Raw genomic sequence first — 16589 nt, 5'->3', positions numbered from 1 at the left:
ATATTGCAAACATTTAATTTCATTTTTTTCTTTTTATTGGTACAAATTTGCAAACTATTATTTAAATATCCTAATGATTTTAAAAAAATAACAATTAAGCAATTTAAGGTTGTAAATATCCGATTATTCATTCAAATGACTATTCTGATTTTTAACATCAAAAAAAGGTTAAGAATAATTTGCAATTCAATTTGGTTTCATACATTTGCACTCGAATATTAGAGGAAAAATTTGAACTGATTGCAACCTCGTTAAAAAAATGCTAAAGCAGAAATCCTTCTTTAGCTTTTACTCGCAATCTCCATTATTTTTCCGAATTAATTTAAAAAATAATTTTAATTATGGCTTATTTATTTACCTCAGAGTCAGTGAGTGAAGGACATCCAGACAAAGTAGCTGATCAAATTTCAGACGCATTAATCGACAATTTCTTGGCATTTGATCCGGAATCTAAAGTAGCTTGTGAAACATTAGTAACAACTGGTTTGGTTGTTTTGGCGGGCGAAGTAAAATCTGAAACTTATTTAGATGTTCAAACTATTGCAAGAGATGTCATCAAGAAAATTGGTTACACGAAAAGCGAATATATGTTTGAAGCCAATTCTTGCGGCGTTCTTTCGGCCATTCACGAGCAATCTGCAGATATCAATCAAGGAGTTGATAGAGCTAGCAAAGAAGAACAAGGAGCGGGCGATCAAGGAATGATGTTTGGTTACGCAACCAACGAAACGGAGAATTTTATGCCTTTGGCCTTGGATTTATCCCATAAATTATTGCAGGAATTAGCCGTTTTACGTCGTGAAAATAATGAAATTACTTATTTGCGTCCTGATGCAAAATCACAGGTAACTTTAGAATACAACGACGATAACAAACCAAGTCGAATTGATGCGATTGTAATTTCGACTCAACACGATGATTTTGATGAAGAAGCTAAAATGCTTGCAAAAATTAAAAGCGATTTAGTTGGTATTTTGATTCCAAGAATCATCAAAAACAACCCACAATACGCTCATTTATTCAACGATAAAATCACGTATCATATCAATCCAACCGGAAAATTCGTTATTGGCGGACCTCACGGGGATAGTGGATTAACAGGCAGAAAAATTATTGTTGACACTTACGGTGGAAAAGGCGCTCACGGTGGTGGAGCATTCTCCGGAAAAGATCCAAGTAAAGTGGATAGAAGTGCGGCTTATGCTACGCGCCATATCGCCAAAAACCTTGTTGCAGCTGGTGTTGCCGACGAAATTTTGGTTCAAGTTTCGTATGCTATTGGTGTTGCAAAACCAATGGGAATTTTTATTGAAACTTACGGGACTTCAAAAGTGAAATTGACCAATGGTGAAATTGCCAAAAAAGTGGAAGAATTATTCGATATGCGCCCTTACTTTATTGAGCAACGTTTGAAATTAAGAAATCCAATCTATAGCGAAACCGCAGCTTACGGACATATGGGTCGTAACCCAGAAACAGTGACAAAAACTTTTTCTGCTCCTGGAGGAATTGAAAAAACCGTTACAGTTGAATTGTTTACTTGGGAAAAATTAGATTTTGTTGACCAAGTAAAAACTGCTTTTGGATTGTAAAGTTTAACCGCAAAGAGTGTAAAGTTTGCAAAAAAATAAGAAAACCTGACTATTGAATTTAGTCAGGTTTTTTGTTTTTTAGCAAGATCGCTATAGTCCAGAAAACTTTCGTGACTCGCAAATGACAATTATAAATTATATTTCAACGAAAAAATCAAATAACGAGGCTGCACCGTATATTGAGATGTTCTTATAGAAAATTGGCTAAAACTATCATCATTTAATGAGGTTGTATTAAGCAAGTTTGTTGCCGAAACTTTGTATTCCCATTTGCTGTCTTTTTTCTGATAAATCAAACTTGCGCTCAAGAAATCATATTCATTTACGACGGTTTTATTTTTGTTGTAATAATGATAAAACTCATACTCAGAAACAAATGAGAAGCTTTCCAGGAAATAATAATCCAGTCTTGCAAATGGCTTGTCCGTGTAAAAAGTAGAACCACCATATTTATTGATCAAGGCATTGTAACCCAATTCTAAATTTGGCTTATTCTTGAAATTTGTCGATGCTTTCAAGGTGTAACTTTCCGTGAAACTCTCTGTGGTCGAAGCCAAATTATTTTGGATATTGTTGAATTTCGCCCAGTTAAAATTCACATTTGCCGAAGCTTTATAATTCTTCAAAAACGAACGTCCATAACTTCCCATTCCCGAAAGTGTTTCGTCGGAAAAATTAGAATTAAATGGCGTTGACGATTGATTGACACCAATAAAATCAGCTTTTGTCTTTACCGCATCGATTTTTCGAGTATAACTTGCATTGGCAAAAATATTTTCGAAATTAAACATATTGTATTTGAAATAACGCAAAGAATGTACTTGTGAAGTGGCGTTTTCAAGCAATCGATTTCCTCTGAATAAATTGCTGTAACTTGGCAAAACATAGCCCGCAGCTAACTGGTTTATATCAGTAAAATCATTGGTTAACGAAAAATTATACGTTAATGTTTCGGCTTTTTTGATTTGGTACAAAGCGAATAAATCGGGTAAAATTTTAAAGAAACTTTGATTATGAATTGTCCCCAATTGTCCATTATTTGTATTATACGAATGCAAACTCACACCTGGGGTAAACGTAAATTTTCCGCTTAATATTTTGTAATGAAACCCTAAAAACACATCGTTAAAATTATATTTTACTTGATTGTTGTTTTCTGGATTATTTAGATCATTAGTGGTTTCATTGTCCAAAATCTGGAAAATATGAGAGTTGAAGCTTTGGTATGAATAGGTGTTTCCAAGAGTAATATTGATATTGCTTTTTGGCGTAACCATATAGTAATAATCCAACTTGGCATCTACTTTATTAGTTTTCACAAAACGATTTTGGTTTAAATCATTTCTATTTTGCCCCGTAATATAGCCCGACAAATTAAAAGGTTGGCTTTGCAAATTAGCGTTATAAAAAGGATTTTCGTCTTGGTACAAATGTTGCGCTTCGAATGCAAAAATGTTTTTGTCGTTTTTGGTATAATACAAACTCACATTCTGATTAACTGAAGTTGGATCCTGTTTTTTTTGGGTAAAAATAGTTTCAGAAACAGAGGAATTCCCAATTATGGTTTCTCTAAGCAAATTACTGTTTTCGTCTTGTTTGGACAATTTAGTTAGAACATCGTAGTCAAATTGCAATTTGGCATTGGGTTTATAAGAAGAACTTAATTTAAATAACCCTAAATTATTTTTTTGATGTGCCACTTCTTGACTTTTTTGCTGAACGCCAGAAGCTGTAATGATAGTTTGGGATTTGGTTTCTAAATCGGTTTGCGAAGTAGAAAGAATTCCAAAACCACTTAAGCTCCATGCTTTATTAACATTATAAGCAAAATTTGTCGCTCCAAATTGAGTGTCGATTTCCTTGGCACGATTGTTTCTTAAAAGTGACATTCCCAAATTATTTGATGACACATTAAAACTTGAACCTCCTTTTTGCATCATGTTTTTAAAACCTCCGGTGAGTTTAAAATAATCCTGAACAGTCAACGGTAACTCTCCAATATTATTGAAATTAGTTATCAGATTCACGCTGTATTTTGGACTGTAATAAAACAATTTTGGATTTACTAAATAGCGTCCGTCTGGTCCTGCACCAGCAGTAATATCCCCAAACCAAAAGTTTTTCTTGCCGGATTTCAGTTTGATGTTCATAGCAACATTGTCTTGGTCGTTTTCCAACCCTTTCATTGCGCCAATTTCGTTGTAATTTCTCAAAACCTGAACTTTATCAATGGCATCGGCTGGAATATTCTTGACGCCAAGTTTAGTGTCTCCATCAAAGAAATCCTTGCCTTCGACCATTAGTTTAGTAACTTTTTTGCCTTCGACCTCAACTTCGCCATCGGCGTTTACTTCGACTCCAGGCAATTTTTTCAACACGTCTTCAAGCTTTCGTTCTGTTCCGGATTTAAAGGAATCGGCATTGTAAACAATCGTGTCACCCTTGATGGAAACCGGCATTTCGTGAATAATTTCGACACCCTTCAATTCAATTCCGCCTTCTTCGAGGGGAATTGTTTTAGACATATTTTCAGTACCGGTAGTAACAACAACTTCTTTGGTTTGCATCCCAAGGTAACTCACCTTGATGCTGTAAGTCGTGTTTTGTTTTAATGTAAGCACATATTTGCCTTTGTCATTCGTAATAGCATACGAATCCATTCCTTTTGTGGCTTGGTTTACCGCCATTACATTGGCCATTTCCAATGGAATTTTTCCGGAATCCAGGATGAAACCGTCAAGTTTTATGGTTTGCGAAAAGGAAATTGAGGCAAACAAAAATAAAGTTATAAGTAGCGTTTTTTTCATAAGGAAAGTTTAAAAAGACTTGATTTTTAAATTGTGACACAAAAAAACTAATTACCCACCAATTCTAATATGCATTCCGCCATTTCCGCCACGACCTTGATTCATATCGCGCATCTCCTCCATTTTTTTTACGACCGTTTCATCATACTCTTTTTGAGAAATTTCTTTCCCTTTTGTTGGCGCTTTTATTTCGACTTTGTTTTTTGGATTCAACACAACTTTTGAACATAAAATAATTGTTTTCCCGTCACTTACTTCAAGTATCAAACCAGGCAAACCCCAATACCCTTCCGGGCCTTGATTTACGGGAATTTCTGGCGTATACCACGCAGTGATTGCTACTTCTTTTGGCATATCGATATTATCCATAAAGTTAGTTTTCTTATCTTTCGTATCGACTGATGCAGCATCTCCTTTTTTAGGCTCTTCTTTTTTATCATCTACTTTTTTGGGTCTGAAATTTCTAAAATCAGAGGTGCTCACAGGACGAATTGCAGTTGCTTTAAAACAATTATAACCCCCAATAACTCTGGTTTCCCCTTCCATTTTCCATTTTAAATTTGGCAAAGAGTCCTTTATCAGAAATTCTTTGCCCATAAATTCTTTGTCAACAGTATATGATTTGCTTTTTACATTTTTGTAATATGTTCCGCCTCCGCCCATCATATTGCCCATCATTCTCATTCCTCCACCATTTTGTCCCGGCGCATCCAGTTTTTCTTCTTCTTTATAAATGGAAGCCGATTTGTCGAAGTTGAGAATAAATGTTTTTTCAAACATTTTTTTCATTCTTTCTTCGATGTTTTTTTGCATTTCGGGAGTAATATCTTTGTTTCCTTCAAATCTGGCTTTGAAATCAGCCGTGCTAGTTTTGGATTCATATACTGCCATTCCTTGAAACTCCTGCGCTTGAAGACCAAAGCAGGAAACCACCAGCGTTACTATTGTAAAAATTACTTTAAACATAATTGTTTGATTTTAATTGTGACGTAACAAATATGACGAAACTCGGCTGTTTTTGTTACAAATGGTTTGTTAAAATAAAAGTAAGACATCTACAATTATAAAAGGTTTAATCGTAATTTAGCTTTACCTGAAATCAAAAATTAATTCCTGAAACTTCAAAAAATAATAACACGAATTGTATGAGTAAAAAAATAACACTTCTTTTTTTTATTTTGCAACTTGCACCGGTTATGGCGCAGGAACAAAACTTGAAAGTTTTGCCCATTTCTATGCAGAAAATCGATGCCGATGATTTTGTGGGTTATGACGGCTTGGAGAATTTATATTACATCAAAAACAATGTTTTTTTCAAGAAAAAGGAGAATGAATCGTGGCAATATAAAAATATTTCTTTAGGAAAAATCACTCGTGTCGACATTCAAAATCCGCTAAAAATTGTTTTGCTTTATGAAAACTTCAACACAATTGTTATGTTGGACAATCAATTGAATGAGACCCAAAAAATAAATTTTTCCGAAAACAACATTCCAATAATAGTTGCCGCGACAGGAAATGCTTCCCAAAACAGATTGTGGATTTACAATAGTTTGTCGCAACAAATTGGGCTTTTCGATTATTTAACCAACACGTTTCAATCGATAACACCATCCATTCAAGGGAACTTAAAATATTATGAATCAGATTACAACACTTTTCAGTGGATTGATGACAAGTTAAATTGGTACACTTGTGATGTGTTTGGAAAAAGTCTTTCTTTAGGAAAAGTTTCTGACTTTGACCAAATTCAGCCTATCACAAACCAAGTTGTTCTTTTTGCCAAAGACGGAAAACTGTATCTTCAAGATTTACAGAAGAATAGTATTTACACGATTGTAAATATTGAGAAATCATTTAAAAATTTCTTCTACAAAGGCCAAATTTTGTCTATTTTTACCAACAAAGGAATTACGAATTATAAAATATCGATACCATAATGCACATAGCAGTAGCAGGAAACATAGGCGCGGGAAAAACAACATTGACACGTTTATTGGCGAAACATTTCAAATGGGAACCACATTTTGAAGATGTGGTTGATAATCCTTATCTGGACGATTTTTATCACCAAATGGAACGTTGGTCGTTTAATTTACAAATTTATTTCCTGAACAGTCGTTTTCGTCAGGTAATGCTAATTCGCGAAAGCGGCAAAAAAATCATTCAAGACCGGACCATTTATGAAGATGCGCATATTTTCGCTCCCAATCTTCACGCAATGGGTTTGATGACCAACCGTGATTTTCAAAATTATACTTCGCTGTTTGAATTAATGGAATCAATGGTGGAAGCACCGGATATGCTGATTTATTTAAGAAGTTCAATCCCTAATTTAGTGGGTCAAATTCACAAGCGCGGTCGTGAATATGAAAACACAATTTCCATCGATTATCTCAACAGGTTGAACGAGCGTTATGAGGCTTGGATTCAAACTTACACCAAGGGTAAATTACTAATAATTGACGTAGACAAGATCAATTTTGTGGACAATCCTGAAGATTTAGGAATGATCATCAACCGTATTGATGCGGAGCTACACGGATTATTTTAATTCTCCCCCATCTCGATAGCTATCGAAACACTCCAAAAGAGAGAAACGATATTAAATATAAACCTACATAAAACAAAAGTACTTCCTGCTGAAACTGCGCCGTTTTTTGCTCGGCATAAAGCAAACCATTATTTTCTTTCACGAAGACAATGACTTCTTTAACTCTTTTTTTATGCCTCTTTATTGGCTAGTTGACCGCAGGCAGCATCAATATCTTTACCGCGACTTCTGCGCACTTTTACTACAATCCCTCCGGCTTCAAGTGCTTTTATATAGGCATTAACCGTTTCTTCCGAAGCTTGTTGAAATTCCCCATCATCTATTGGATTATATTCAATCAAATTGACTTTACAAGGAACATATTTACAGAATTTTACCAATGCATCAATGGAGGCTTTGTCATCATTGATGCCTTTCCAGACCACATATTCAAAGGAAATTTTGCTTTTGGTCTTCCTGTACCAATATTCCAATGATTTCCGTAAATCAGCCAATGGAAAATTTTCGCTAAAAGGCATAATTCTCGAACGGATTTCATCTATTGCCGAATGCAAGGAAACGGCAAGGTTAAATTTTACCTCATCATCGGCCAGTTTTTTAATCATTTTTGGCACCCCAGAAGTCGAAACCGTAATCCGTTTTGGCGACATTCCCAACCCTTCGTTTGAAGTTATCATTTCGATAGCTTTCAACACATTGTTATAATTCATGAGCGGCTCTCCCATTCCCATAAAAACAATGTTTGACAAAGGACGATTATGATACAACCTGCTTTCTTTGTCTATTGCAATTACTTGATCGTAAATTTCTCCCGGTTCAAGATTTCGCATTCTTTTTAGCCGTGCCGTGGCACAAAAATTACAATCCAAACTACAGCCTACTTGGCTTGAAACACAAGCGGTTGTTCGGGTATTTGTTGGAATCAAAACACTTTCCACCACCAAACCGTCATGCAAACGAACGGCATTTTTTACTGTCCCGTCTGCGCTGCGCTGCATTGTATCCACTTTTATGTGATTGATAACAAAATTTTCTTCAAGCATATTTCGAGTGGCTTTTGCCACATTGGTCATATCCTCAAAACTGTGTGCGCCTTTGCTCCACAACCATTCATAGACTTGGTTACCACGAAAGGCTTGGTCGCCATTGGCAACAAAAAAATCACGTAATTGTTCTTTAGATAGGGCTCGTATGTCTTTTTTATCGATTTGCATGGTGCAAAGTTAATTACAAATTTGAATTATAATGAAATTTTATAACCTTCAAATTATTATTTGTAACTTTGTTTTTCATTAAAATGAAATGTTATGGGACTTCCAGAATTAAAAAATAAAATTCAAATGCAAATCGAGAATGCTGATGAACGTTTGTTACGTATAGTTTCTTCGGTTTTTGATAATTATTTGAATGAAGACTTGTCTTCGAATTCCATGACATTGTTAGAAAAAAAAGCAATTGATGAAGCACTTATTCAAATTGCCAACAAACAAACTATTTCGCACGAATTAGTAATGGAAGAAACCAAAAAAAGATACCCAAAATATTTTAAGAATGAAAATTGATTGGACTTTATTATCTAGAAATGATTATTTTCAAAATATCGAATATCTAGAAAATTGTTGGTCTGAAAAAGAAGTATATAATTTTATCAATGAAGTAGATTTTTCTATAAATCTGTTATTAAAAGGGAATTTGATTTTTAGTAAATCTGATTATCCAGATGTATACAAAATGGTAATCATAAAGCAAATTACTCTTTATTATTCCATTGAAAACGAAACCATTTATTTATTGAGATTTTGGAATAATTACCAAAATTTGAGTAATTTCAAAATAAAATAATGCATTTCATTTCCCAAAAACTAGAAGATTATATCGAGCAACATTCTGAAAAAGAGCCGGAATTACTGGCGGCTTTGGACAAAGAAACGTACCAGAAAATTTTGTTGCCACGAATGTTGAGCGGGCATTTTCAAGGTCGGGTTTTGAGTATGCTTTCTAAATTGATTCGTCCAGTGAATATTCTCGAAATTGGCACTTACACCGGTTATTCGGCTTTGTGTTTGTGTGAAGGAATGCAGGAAAACGGAATGCTTCATACCATTGATATCAAGGAAGAATTAGTTGATTTTCAGCGAAAATATTTCGATAAATCGCCTTGGGGAAACCAGATTGTGCAACATCTTGGCGAAGCAATTGATATTATTCCGACTTTAGATTTGAAATTTGATTTAGTTTTCATCGATGCCGACAAGGAAAACTACATCAACTATTTTGAGTTGATTGTTCCAAAAATGAACAAAGGAGGAATTATTCTTTCGGATAATGTTTTGTGGAGCGGAAAGGTTCTCGAACCCTTGCAACCGAACGATTTGAGTACAAAAGTGATTATGGAATTCAATCAACTATTGAAAAACGACCCGAGAGTGGAAACCGTTTTGTTGCCCATTCGCGATGGATTGTCTGTGAGTCGAGTTTTATAGATTGCAGATTTTAGTTTGAAAATTATTTGTTGTTTTGAAAACCAATGCCTAGCCCTGATGGAAGCGGCATCCCACGCTTTTTTGCGTGGATATAGCGTACAGCAGGAAAAAGCTCCTGAAAATTATACCGGGAAATATCTTTTTTGTGCAATTTGGTACAGTTTGAACATCAAAAAACCCAATGTCAATCCACACAAATATCCACAAATAATATCTAATGGATAATGCAACCCCAGATATATTCGACTGTAAGCGAAGATTAACGGCCATAAAAACAGGAATCCCAAATATTTAAAATGACGTTTCAAATTAAGATATAAGAAAGTGGAAACTGCCATTGTGTTTGCGGCATGACCCGAGAAAAAACTAAATGTTGCGCTCGATTTTATGATTCTTATTTTCGTGTTTATTTCCGGATTGCTGCAAGGTCGCAATCTTTGAAATTCGTATTTGAACAAATTGGTGATTTGATCCGTGAAAACCAACAAAATTGCCACAAATAAAAGTAAGTACAAGGTTTGTTTTGTTCCTAATTTTTTAAAAATCAGATATAATAATACTATAAAAAAAGGAATCCAATTGGTTTGTTTGGTAATCAATAACCAAAACCCATCGTAGGTTTCGGAGCCAAGACCGTTTAAATAAATAAATAATTGGGTATCAAGAGACAGTATTTTTTCCAGCATTATTTTTTGCGTTTTATTGACCCGGCACTATCCTCAATTTCTTCCACGGCTTTATCAGTTTGAGGCACTGTTTCGGTCAACGGGACGTCTTTTGTTTTTTCAATTTCAACAGTAACTGTAGCCGTTGAAACTTCGGTTAAAGTTGTTGTGGTTTCACCCAGTAAATCGCTTTTGGCTTTACTCATTTCTGAGGCAAAAGTGCCCGATATTCCGCTCAATGTGGTCGTCGTTTCGCCAAGAAGATTGCTTTTGGCTTTACTGATTTCTGAGGTGATATTATTGGCCAAATCATTCAGCGTTCTTTGATCAAAGCCATTATCTTCAACTCCTTTTTGGATTTCGTTTTTTATGTCGTTTGTTGCGTTTTTTAATTGTGCCATCATTTTTCCCATTCCGCGAGCCATTTCAGGCACTTTATCTGAACCAAAAAGCAATAGAACAACAAACATGATGAAAATTAATTCGCCTCCTCCTATACCAAACATAATCTATTTATTTTTTATTAAGGCAAAGATACCAAATTTTGAATCCTGGTCTTTTAAATTTTTCATAAAAAAAGGCTCTTTTAGAGTCCTTTTTTTATGTTAGTTAGTCAAATTTAGATTTTATCACTTCTCTTGGCCAAGTGTTATTAGTCACGTCAATATCAGCAGTTTCTAATTTTGGATCTATTTGAATTTTTTTGATTGCTTTTTCAGTTGCATACACTTTTTTGGCCGTGTCATTGTTCTTCCTCCAAATTTGCGCTGGATATTTGAAATTTTCTGTTGTCCCATCTTCATACGTAATGGCAACAAGAATAGGCATTAACATTCCCCCAGGCTTATCAAATTCAACTTCATAAAAATATTTAGGGGTTTTCAAATTTGATTTTTCTTCAGCTGAAAGGTTTTGATTTACATAATCCGAAAGCAATTTTACTTCTTCAATTCGCAAGGGTTTCTTCTGATTTGGTTTTAATTCCTCATTGTTTTCTTCTATTAAATATACAAAAGGCCCATTATCAACTCCAAAACGTCCTTTCTTAACTTTGGCATTTTTCAGTTCTTTGGTTGGGGTTTCGGAAACATAGTATTGTTTTACTTCTTTTATGCCAATATCCACAAAATCGGTTGAGTAAAACCATCCTCTAAAAAACCAATCTAAATCTACTGCAGACGCGTCTTCCATAGTTCTAAAAAAGTCTTCAGGAGTAGGATGCTTAAACTTCCATCGATTGGCATATACTTTAAAAGCATAATCAAACAATTCTCTTCCCATAATGGTTTCTCTAAGAATATTCAAACCTGCCGCTGGCTTACCGTAAGCATTATTGCCAAATTGAATTATGTTTTCCGAATTGGACATTATAGGTTCCAAGAAATTTTGGTCTCCGCTCATATAAGGAACAATGTTTTTTGCAGGACCTCGGTTTGAAGGATAATTGGAATCTAATTCTTGCTCTGCCATATATTGCATAAAAGAGTTTAATCCCTCATCCATCCAGGTCCATTGACGCTCATCAGAATTTACGATCATTGGAAAAAAATTGTGTCCCACTTCGTGGATTATAACACTCATCATTCCGTGTTTCATACGATCGCTAGTCACACCATTTTCATCGGGACGCCCGTAATTCCAGCAAATCATGGGATATTCCATTCCCTGGTCCTCTGCCGAAACGGATACCGCTTTTGGATAAGGATAATCAAAGGTGTGCGATGAATAACTCTTTAAGGTATGGGCAACTGTTTTGGTAGAAGTTTCTCCCCAAAGCGGATTACTTTCTTTCGGATAAATTGAAACTGCCATTACCGTTTTGTTGTTCAATTGTACCGCCATGGCGTCAAGGATGAATTTTCTTGATGTGGCAATGCCAAAATCCCTTACGTTCTTGGCACTAAATTTCCATGTTTTCTTCTTTTCTGAAAACCCCTTTTCACTAGCTTCTGCCTCCTCTTGCGTCACAATTACAACTGGCTTATCGAAAGTTTTTTGTGCCAGTTCATATCTGTTTACTTGTGCCGGAGTAAACACTTCGCTTCTGTTCATTAATTCTCCCGTTGCTTCCATAACATGATCAGCAGGAACGGTGATATTTACATCAAAATTTCCAAAAGGCAAAGCAAATTCTCCGCTTCCCCAAAATTGCATATTTTGCCAACCCTCAACATCATTATAAACTGCCATTCTAGGATAGAACTGAGCAATTACGTACAATCTATTTCCTTCTTTTTCGAATAATTCATAACCGGAACGCCCTCCGTCTTGTCTATAATTATTGACATTGTACCACCATTTAATAGAAAATGAAAGCGTTGAACCCGGTTTCATGGGCGCAGCCAAATTGATTCTCATCATAGTTTGGTTTATGCTGTAGGACATGGGATTTCCTTTGGCATCCTTTACATATTCTATATTAAAACCACGGTCTAATCCCTTCTTCAAAAACTTATTTGCAAAATTACTGGCTGGAAAAGTCTGCTCCATTTTTTCGCTTTCCGCCAAAGGGGATTGGGAATTTTTAGCCGCTTGATTTTGATCTAATTGTACCCACAAATATTCCAGACTATCTGGGGAATTATTATAATAAGTAATGGTTTCAGAACCACCTAATTTGGCGTTTTTGTCATCTAACTCTACATCTATCTTGTAATCAGCCCTTTGCTGATAATAAGCTGGTCCTGGCGCACCAGAGGCAGTACGAAACATATTAGGCGTAGCTAATAAATCGTACATTTGACTGAACTTATTGGTATCGTATTTTCCTGATTGTTTAGGAGTTATTGCTTTTTCTTGAGCAAATAAAACTATTGGAAGAATAAAAAATAATGTGATTTTTTTCATAGCTAGAATTCGAATTATTTAAGTGCGTGAAAATAATGTTTTTTAACAAATTTCCATCATTTAATCAGAATTTTAACATTTGCTTAGTCGAAGAATCTGTAAAAAGAAAACTTTGTTTCGTTCCCAGTATGGTAAAATGCGTAATATTTTGCTGTTCTGAATCCCAATCGATTAAAACAGCATTGTATGTTTCAAGAGAATTAATCTTGGAAATATCCTTTATATTCCAATAACAAACAACAACATCTCCTTCTAATTCTTTGCTCAAAAAATTCATATCCTTGGGTTGTCCATTTATTTTTATGGTGAATTTTTCTGCAAAGTACTTTTTTAGTAAAATTAATTCTTCTTGTGATTCTTTTTCGGTTCCTAAATATAGTTTCTTATTGTACTTTTTCTCAAGTGCTTTATTTAAATCGTCAACAAAAATTCTGGAAGTAATTTGCAGCATTTTCTTTTCGGGGGCATAATTTATTTGATACACCGCAACATAAAATTTATGTACACTAAAAGCGGTCAATGTTAGAAAAAAGAGTCCGAAAAAAATAAATAGAAGTGTTTTTTTCATTCTTCAAAAGTAGTAATTTTTTTGTATTCCTTGTTTTTTGTAATAAGGAAGTCAATCAATTCAAACTCGGATTTGGGCTCTAGGAGTGTTTTTGCTTTGGAATCGTTTTCGCAAAAAATAAGAAAAAGTCCAATTTCATCTTCTTTGAGTTTCAATGTATTGGCAAAAAAAGTATAACTAATTCTTTTCATGACAACCTCGGTAAAATTCATCGGAGTGATAAAATCAGTTCTATCCGGGTTGTTTATTTTCAGGATTTTTAAAATGTCTTTGTACATCCGAACAAAGTTCATTCCGTTTTCAATGGTTCCATCAGGAGGCATTGTGCGGTTTTTTGGTGAAGACTTTTCATCATCAAAATATTGCTTGTCAACAATTGCTTGCGAATTTCCTTCGATTGGGATAATACTTTTTTTTGCATAAACAACAACCTCAACTAATTGTTTGGCTAAAACTTCTAGTTTTACCCTTAAAAATGGAGACGAAAAATCTTTTTGGGTAAGCCTCATTTTTTTTGATTTAAATGCCAAACTTGAAAAAACCAACGTGTCATTTACTTTTGCCAGTATGCTAAAAAACCCTTGCTGGTTTATGACGGTTCCTGTTTTTGAATTTATGTTAAAAACGACACCAGTTTCTATCTTAATTGAATCATTTACAATCTGGCCATGCAAAGGCATTCTCGTCAATATTTGGCCAAAACAAAATTGATAAAAAAAACACAAAACAAGAATTCCTATTTTACTTTTCATCCTGAATGATTTGGTTAAACTTTTCAGCTAAAGGAACAATTAAAAACATGGTCATTGTTTTATTTTTAGATCTTAACGATGCTGCAAAATTCGTGTCTTCGACGCAATAATACTGGAATCCCTTGATGTAAGCGACAGGGATTTTCAGTGTCTCGGTGTAATATTTGTCTTCGAAAAGAACATCTATTTTCGCTAATAATTGCTCCTTTTTTTCTACTGCAAGTTCTTTCTTGAGCATCGTGGTTCGACCTGAAATTTTGTTTAAAAGACCATCAATTCCTCCACCAGAAGTGGCCGTGTATAATTTTCTTTCAGCGGCCGTGTATTTTTTTTGACCATAGGGCGTAATTCCCAATGACACTGCATTTATTTCGGGATATTCATTGACGATTACCTCTTTGAGCTGATTACTTTTTAGAGTCATTTGAATTTGAATGACATCCAACATTAAATCTTGTTTGTTAATTTTTTTTTGCAATGTTTCAAGATTTACGGCCGAAAAAACCAAAACATCCCCCTCATTTGCAAATAACGTAAACAGTCCGTCTTTATCAGAAATAGCTGCCTTCTTATTCGAGGAATTCACAATGTTTATTCCCTCTGCCAAAACGGAATCGACACTAATTTTTCCCCGAATTTCTTTACCCTCTTTTGTTTGTCCAATTGCAAACTGTGCCAACAATAACAAAACAATAGTTAAAGTTAAGGAATTATTCATTTTCACAGGCTATTATTTCATTATATTTTATCGCCAATTCTCCCATTAAAAAATCGGTCATAGTTTTATTTTTAGAATCCAAAATAGCTGTAAATCTAGTGTTTTCAACAATATAATATTCAAACCCTTTAATGTATGCTGCAGGAATTTTTAAATTACCAACGAAATGATCCTTATCAAACATGTTTTCTAGTTGCTGGATATAAAATTCCTTTTTTTCTACTTCAATTTCTTTTTTGAGCATTGCCGTTCTGCCAGAAATTAAATTCAACAAAGGATCTAAACCCATTGGATTCAACTTGCCTGAGGTAGCTGTTGCATATTTCCGTTCAGCTGGCGTGTAATGTTTTATTCCTTTTGGAACAATTCCCAGCGAAACTGCATTGATGTTGTCGTATCTTCGGACCAATACTTCAGGTAATTGATTTATCATTGGTTCCATTTTTACAAAAAACAATTCTTTTTGAAAATGTTTTTGCTCCAAACCAATTCGAATTCCCTTTAATTGCACTGAAGAAAACACGAGCGTGTCACCCGGAATTGCCTCTATCGAGAAATATCCGCCTTCCCCAGTAATCTCCGATTTTTCAGTTTTTAAATTTACAACATAAATTCCTTCAAGATTCCGCATATCGGCGATAATTTTTCCATTCAATTTAGTTCTAACGGTTTCTTGCGCCAAAACATTGGTGATTATTAAAATAAAAAAGATACCTACAACTTTACGCATTGGCTTACAATCAATTATTGATTAGTTGTAAAAGTATCTTAATCCATTCCAAATTAATTATTAACGACTTGGTAAAAATATGTTAATTAAAAACCATAAAATGCAAGTTTAAAAAACACGATATATTATCTTTATACCTCAATTATTCCACTAACACAAAATGAAAAATATAATTATCGCCAGCACTTCAACCCTCCATGGAGGAGACTATTTAGACTACTTGTTGCCAGAATTGAGTGTTCATTTTCAGCATTGCAAAACGATTCTATTTATTCCGTTTGCGAGACCAAGTGGGATTTCTCATGAAGGCTATACGACAAAAGTGGCGCTGGCTTTCGCCAAAATAGGTAAAGAAGTAAAAGGAATCCACGAATTTGAAGATTTATCCATGGCAATCAAAAATGCCGAAGGAATTTTTACCGGTGGCGGCAACACTTTTTTATTGGTGTCTCAATTACATAAAAATAATATCATGACCCTTCTTGCCGAAACAGTGAAAAAAGGAATTCCTTATTTAGGAACGAGTGCCGGAAGCAATATTTGTGGATTAACGATGCAAACTACTAACGATATGCCTATTATTTATCCTCCAAGTTTTGAAACCTTGGGATTGGTTCCTTTTAATTTGAATCCGCATTATCTTGACGACGATACGGAATCGAAACATATGGGAGAAACACGTGAAACAAGGATTGAAGAATTTCATGCATTTAACACTTTTCCTGTTTTAGGATTAAGAGAAGGGAGTTGGCTGGACGTAAAAGGCAACGAAATAACGTTGAGAGGGAACTTGACGGCTCGTCTTTTTATGCAAAAACAAACTCCGATAGAAATAGAAAGCGGGACAGTTTGTCTAGTCCTGAAAAAACGATA

The 16589-nt window shown here is 34.7% G+C and carries 17 protein-coding genes and 1 pseudogene; 7 read left to right on the top strand and 11 right to left on the bottom strand.

Annotation, left to right across the window (positions count from 1 at the left end):
• Positions 1-341: 341 nt before the first annotated feature.
• Positions 342-1592: a methionine adenosyltransferase gene (gene metK / locus B2145_RS04970; RefSeq protein WP_291099072.1), complete on the top strand. Its 1251-nt coding sequence runs from the start codon at positions 342-344 to the stop codon at positions 1590-1592.
• A gap of 128 nt (positions 1593-1720) precedes the next feature.
• Here the strand turns inward: metK and B2145_RS04965 are convergent, their stop codons facing one another.
• Positions 1721-4399 carry a carboxypeptidase-like regulatory domain-containing protein gene (locus B2145_RS04965; protein ID WP_291099069.1) on the bottom strand — a complete coding sequence of 893 codons (2679 nt, stop codon included), beginning with the start codon at positions 4397-4399 and terminating at the stop codon, positions 1721-1723.
• A 51-nt stretch (positions 4400-4450) separates the two neighbouring features.
• Positions 4451-5365 (bottom strand): GLPGLI family protein, encoded by a 915-nt coding sequence (locus B2145_RS04960; protein WP_291099066.1) that lies wholly within the window; start codon positions 5363-5365, stop codon positions 4451-4453.
• 179 nt (positions 5366-5544) lie between these two features.
• Between B2145_RS04960 and B2145_RS04955 the strand changes: the two genes are divergently transcribed.
• Both B2145_RS04955 and B2145_RS04950 read left to right on the top strand, forming a co-directional pair.
• Entirely contained in the window at positions 5545-6339 is a 795-nt protein-coding gene (locus B2145_RS04955) for a hypothetical protein (RefSeq protein ID WP_291099064.1), read from the top strand.
• Positions 6339-6953, top strand: coding sequence for a deoxynucleoside kinase (locus tag B2145_RS04950; RefSeq protein WP_291099061.1), 615 nt, complete (start codon positions 6339-6341; stop codon positions 6951-6953). The genes B2145_RS04955 and B2145_RS04950 overlap by 1 nt, the downstream gene beginning before the upstream one ends.
• A gap of 73 nt (positions 6954-7026) precedes the next feature.
• Here B2145_RS04950 and B2145_RS04945 read toward each other — a convergent pair.
• Positions 7027-7137 (bottom strand): annotated as a pseudogene (locus B2145_RS04945) (polyprenyl synthetase family protein); the annotation flags it as partial.
• Entirely contained in the window at positions 7124-8167 is a 1044-nt protein-coding gene (gene rlmN / locus B2145_RS04940) for a 23S rRNA (adenine(2503)-C(2))-methyltransferase RlmN (protein WP_291099058.1), read from the bottom strand. The pseudogene B2145_RS04945 and the gene rlmN, both read right to left, overlap by 14 nt.
• A gap of 93 nt (positions 8168-8260) precedes the next feature.
• On the opposite strand from rlmN, the gene B2145_RS04935 reads away from it, so the two are divergent.
• The 3 genes from B2145_RS04935 to B2145_RS04925 are packed head-to-tail and all read left to right on the top strand — an operon-like array spanning position 8261 to position 9436.
• Positions 8261-8515, top strand: a complete 255-nt coding sequence (locus B2145_RS04935) for a hypothetical protein (RefSeq protein WP_291099055.1) — start codon at positions 8261-8263, stop codon at positions 8513-8515.
• The gene (locus tag B2145_RS04930; RefSeq protein WP_291099052.1) at positions 8505-8795 is read left to right on the top strand and encodes a type II toxin-antitoxin system RelE/ParE family toxin; all 291 of its coding nucleotides are present in this window, start codon (positions 8505-8507) and stop codon (positions 8793-8795) included. The genes B2145_RS04935 and B2145_RS04930 overlap by 11 nt, the downstream gene beginning before the upstream one ends.
• Positions 8795-9436 (top strand): O-methyltransferase, encoded by a 642-nt coding sequence (locus B2145_RS04925; protein WP_291099049.1) that lies wholly within the window; start codon positions 8795-8797, stop codon positions 9434-9436. The genes B2145_RS04930 and B2145_RS04925 overlap by 1 nt, the downstream gene beginning before the upstream one ends.
• Before the next feature lie 122 nt (positions 9437-9558).
• On the opposite strand, the gene B2145_RS04920 is transcribed toward B2145_RS04925, so the two are convergent.
• The 7 genes from B2145_RS04920 to B2145_RS04890 all read right to left on the bottom strand — a co-directional run bounded on the left by B2145_RS04920 (position 9559) and on the right by B2145_RS04890 (position 15716).
• On the bottom strand, positions 9559-10122 hold the full coding sequence (locus tag B2145_RS04920; RefSeq protein ID WP_291099046.1) for a phosphatase PAP2 family protein: 564 nt from the start codon (positions 10120-10122) through the stop codon (positions 9559-9561).
• On the bottom strand, positions 10122-10607 hold the full coding sequence (locus tag B2145_RS17695; protein ID WP_414654599.1) for a Sec-independent protein translocase subunit TatA/TatB: 486 nt from the start codon (positions 10605-10607) through the stop codon (positions 10122-10124). Before B2145_RS17695 ends, B2145_RS04920 begins: the two co-directional genes overlap by 1 nt.
• 103 nt (positions 10608-10710) lie before the next feature.
• Entirely contained in the window at positions 10711-12948 is a 2238-nt protein-coding gene (locus tag B2145_RS04910; protein ID WP_291099043.1) for a M1 family metallopeptidase, read from the bottom strand.
• Positions 12949-13012: 64 nt separating this feature from the next.
• Positions 13013-13516 carry a DUF6702 family protein gene (locus B2145_RS04905; protein WP_291099040.1) on the bottom strand — a complete coding sequence of 168 codons (504 nt, stop codon included), beginning with the start codon at positions 13514-13516 and terminating at the stop codon, positions 13013-13015.
• Positions 13513-14268, bottom strand: coding sequence for a hypothetical protein (locus B2145_RS04900; protein WP_291099037.1), 756 nt, complete (start codon positions 14266-14268; stop codon positions 13513-13515). Before B2145_RS04900 ends, B2145_RS04905 begins: the two co-directional genes overlap by 4 nt.
• Positions 14258-14986, bottom strand: a complete 729-nt coding sequence (locus B2145_RS04895) for a hypothetical protein (protein WP_291099034.1) — start codon at positions 14984-14986, stop codon at positions 14258-14260. The genes B2145_RS04900 and B2145_RS04895 overlap by 11 nt, the downstream gene beginning before the upstream one ends.
• Complete coding sequence (locus B2145_RS04890) at positions 14979-15716, bottom strand: hypothetical protein (protein ID WP_291099032.1); 738 nt, start codon at positions 15714-15716, stop codon at positions 14979-14981. Before B2145_RS04890 ends, B2145_RS04895 begins: the two co-directional genes overlap by 8 nt.
• 160 nt (positions 15717-15876) lie before the next feature.
• On the opposite strand from B2145_RS04890, the gene pepE reads away from it, so the two are divergent.
• A partial coding sequence (gene pepE, locus B2145_RS04885) for a dipeptidase PepE (RefSeq protein WP_291099029.1) occupies positions 15877-16589 on the top strand: 713 nt, incomplete at its 3' end.

The organism is Flavobacterium sp. UBA5153, from assembly GCA_002413745.1.
Classification (GTDB): domain Bacteria; phylum Bacteroidota; class Bacteroidia; order Flavobacteriales; family Flavobacteriaceae; genus Flavobacterium.
The sequence above is the reverse complement of the archived record's forward strand: the minus strand, read 5'-3'. Positions and strand labels throughout refer to the sequence as shown.

Excerpts from the sequence above, each read along its gene's own strand:
- metK (WP_291099072.1), top strand. The coding sequence starts at position 342 with ATGGCTTATTTATTTACCTCAGAGTCAGTGAGTGAAGGACATCCAGAC.
- B2145_RS04965 (WP_291099069.1), bottom strand. The coding sequence starts at position 4,399 with ATGAAAAAAACGCTACTTATAACTTTATTTTTGTTTGCCTCAATTTCC.
- B2145_RS04960 (WP_291099066.1), bottom strand. The coding sequence starts at position 5,365 with ATGTTTAAAGTAATTTTTACAATAGTAACGCTGGTGGTTTCCTGCTTT.
- B2145_RS04955 (WP_291099064.1), top strand. The coding sequence starts at position 5,545 with ATGAGTAAAAAAATAACACTTCTTTTTTTTATTTTGCAACTTGCACCG.
- B2145_RS04950 (WP_291099061.1), top strand. The coding sequence starts at position 6,339 with ATGCACATAGCAGTAGCAGGAAACATAGGCGCGGGAAAAACAACATTG.
- rlmN (WP_291099058.1), bottom strand. The coding sequence starts at position 8,167 with ATGCAAATCGATAAAAAAGACATACGAGCCCTATCTAAAGAACAATTA.
- B2145_RS04935 (WP_291099055.1), top strand. The coding sequence starts at position 8,261 with ATGGGACTTCCAGAATTAAAAAATAAAATTCAAATGCAAATCGAGAAT.
- B2145_RS04930 (WP_291099052.1), top strand. The coding sequence starts at position 8,505 with ATGAAAATTGATTGGACTTTATTATCTAGAAATGATTATTTTCAAAAT.
- B2145_RS04925 (WP_291099049.1), top strand. The coding sequence starts at position 8,795 with ATGCATTTCATTTCCCAAAAACTAGAAGATTATATCGAGCAACATTCT.
- B2145_RS04920 (WP_291099046.1), bottom strand. The coding sequence starts at position 10,122 with ATGCTGGAAAAAATACTGTCTCTTGATACCCAATTATTTATTTATTTA.
- B2145_RS17695 (WP_414654599.1), bottom strand. The coding sequence starts at position 10,607 with ATGTTTGGTATAGGAGGAGGCGAATTAATTTTCATCATGTTTGTTGTT.
- B2145_RS04910 (WP_291099043.1), bottom strand. The coding sequence starts at position 12,948 with ATGAAAAAAATCACATTATTTTTTATTCTTCCAATAGTTTTATTTGCT.
- B2145_RS04905 (WP_291099040.1), bottom strand. The coding sequence starts at position 13,516 with ATGAAAAAAACACTTCTATTTATTTTTTTCGGACTCTTTTTTCTAACA.
- B2145_RS04900 (WP_291099037.1), bottom strand. The coding sequence starts at position 14,268 with ATGAAAAGTAAAATAGGAATTCTTGTTTTGTGTTTTTTTTATCAATTT.
- B2145_RS04895 (WP_291099034.1), bottom strand. The coding sequence starts at position 14,986 with ATGAATAATTCCTTAACTTTAACTATTGTTTTGTTATTGTTGGCACAG.
- B2145_RS04890 (WP_291099032.1), bottom strand. The coding sequence starts at position 15,716 with ATGCGTAAAGTTGTAGGTATCTTTTTTATTTTAATAATCACCAATGTT.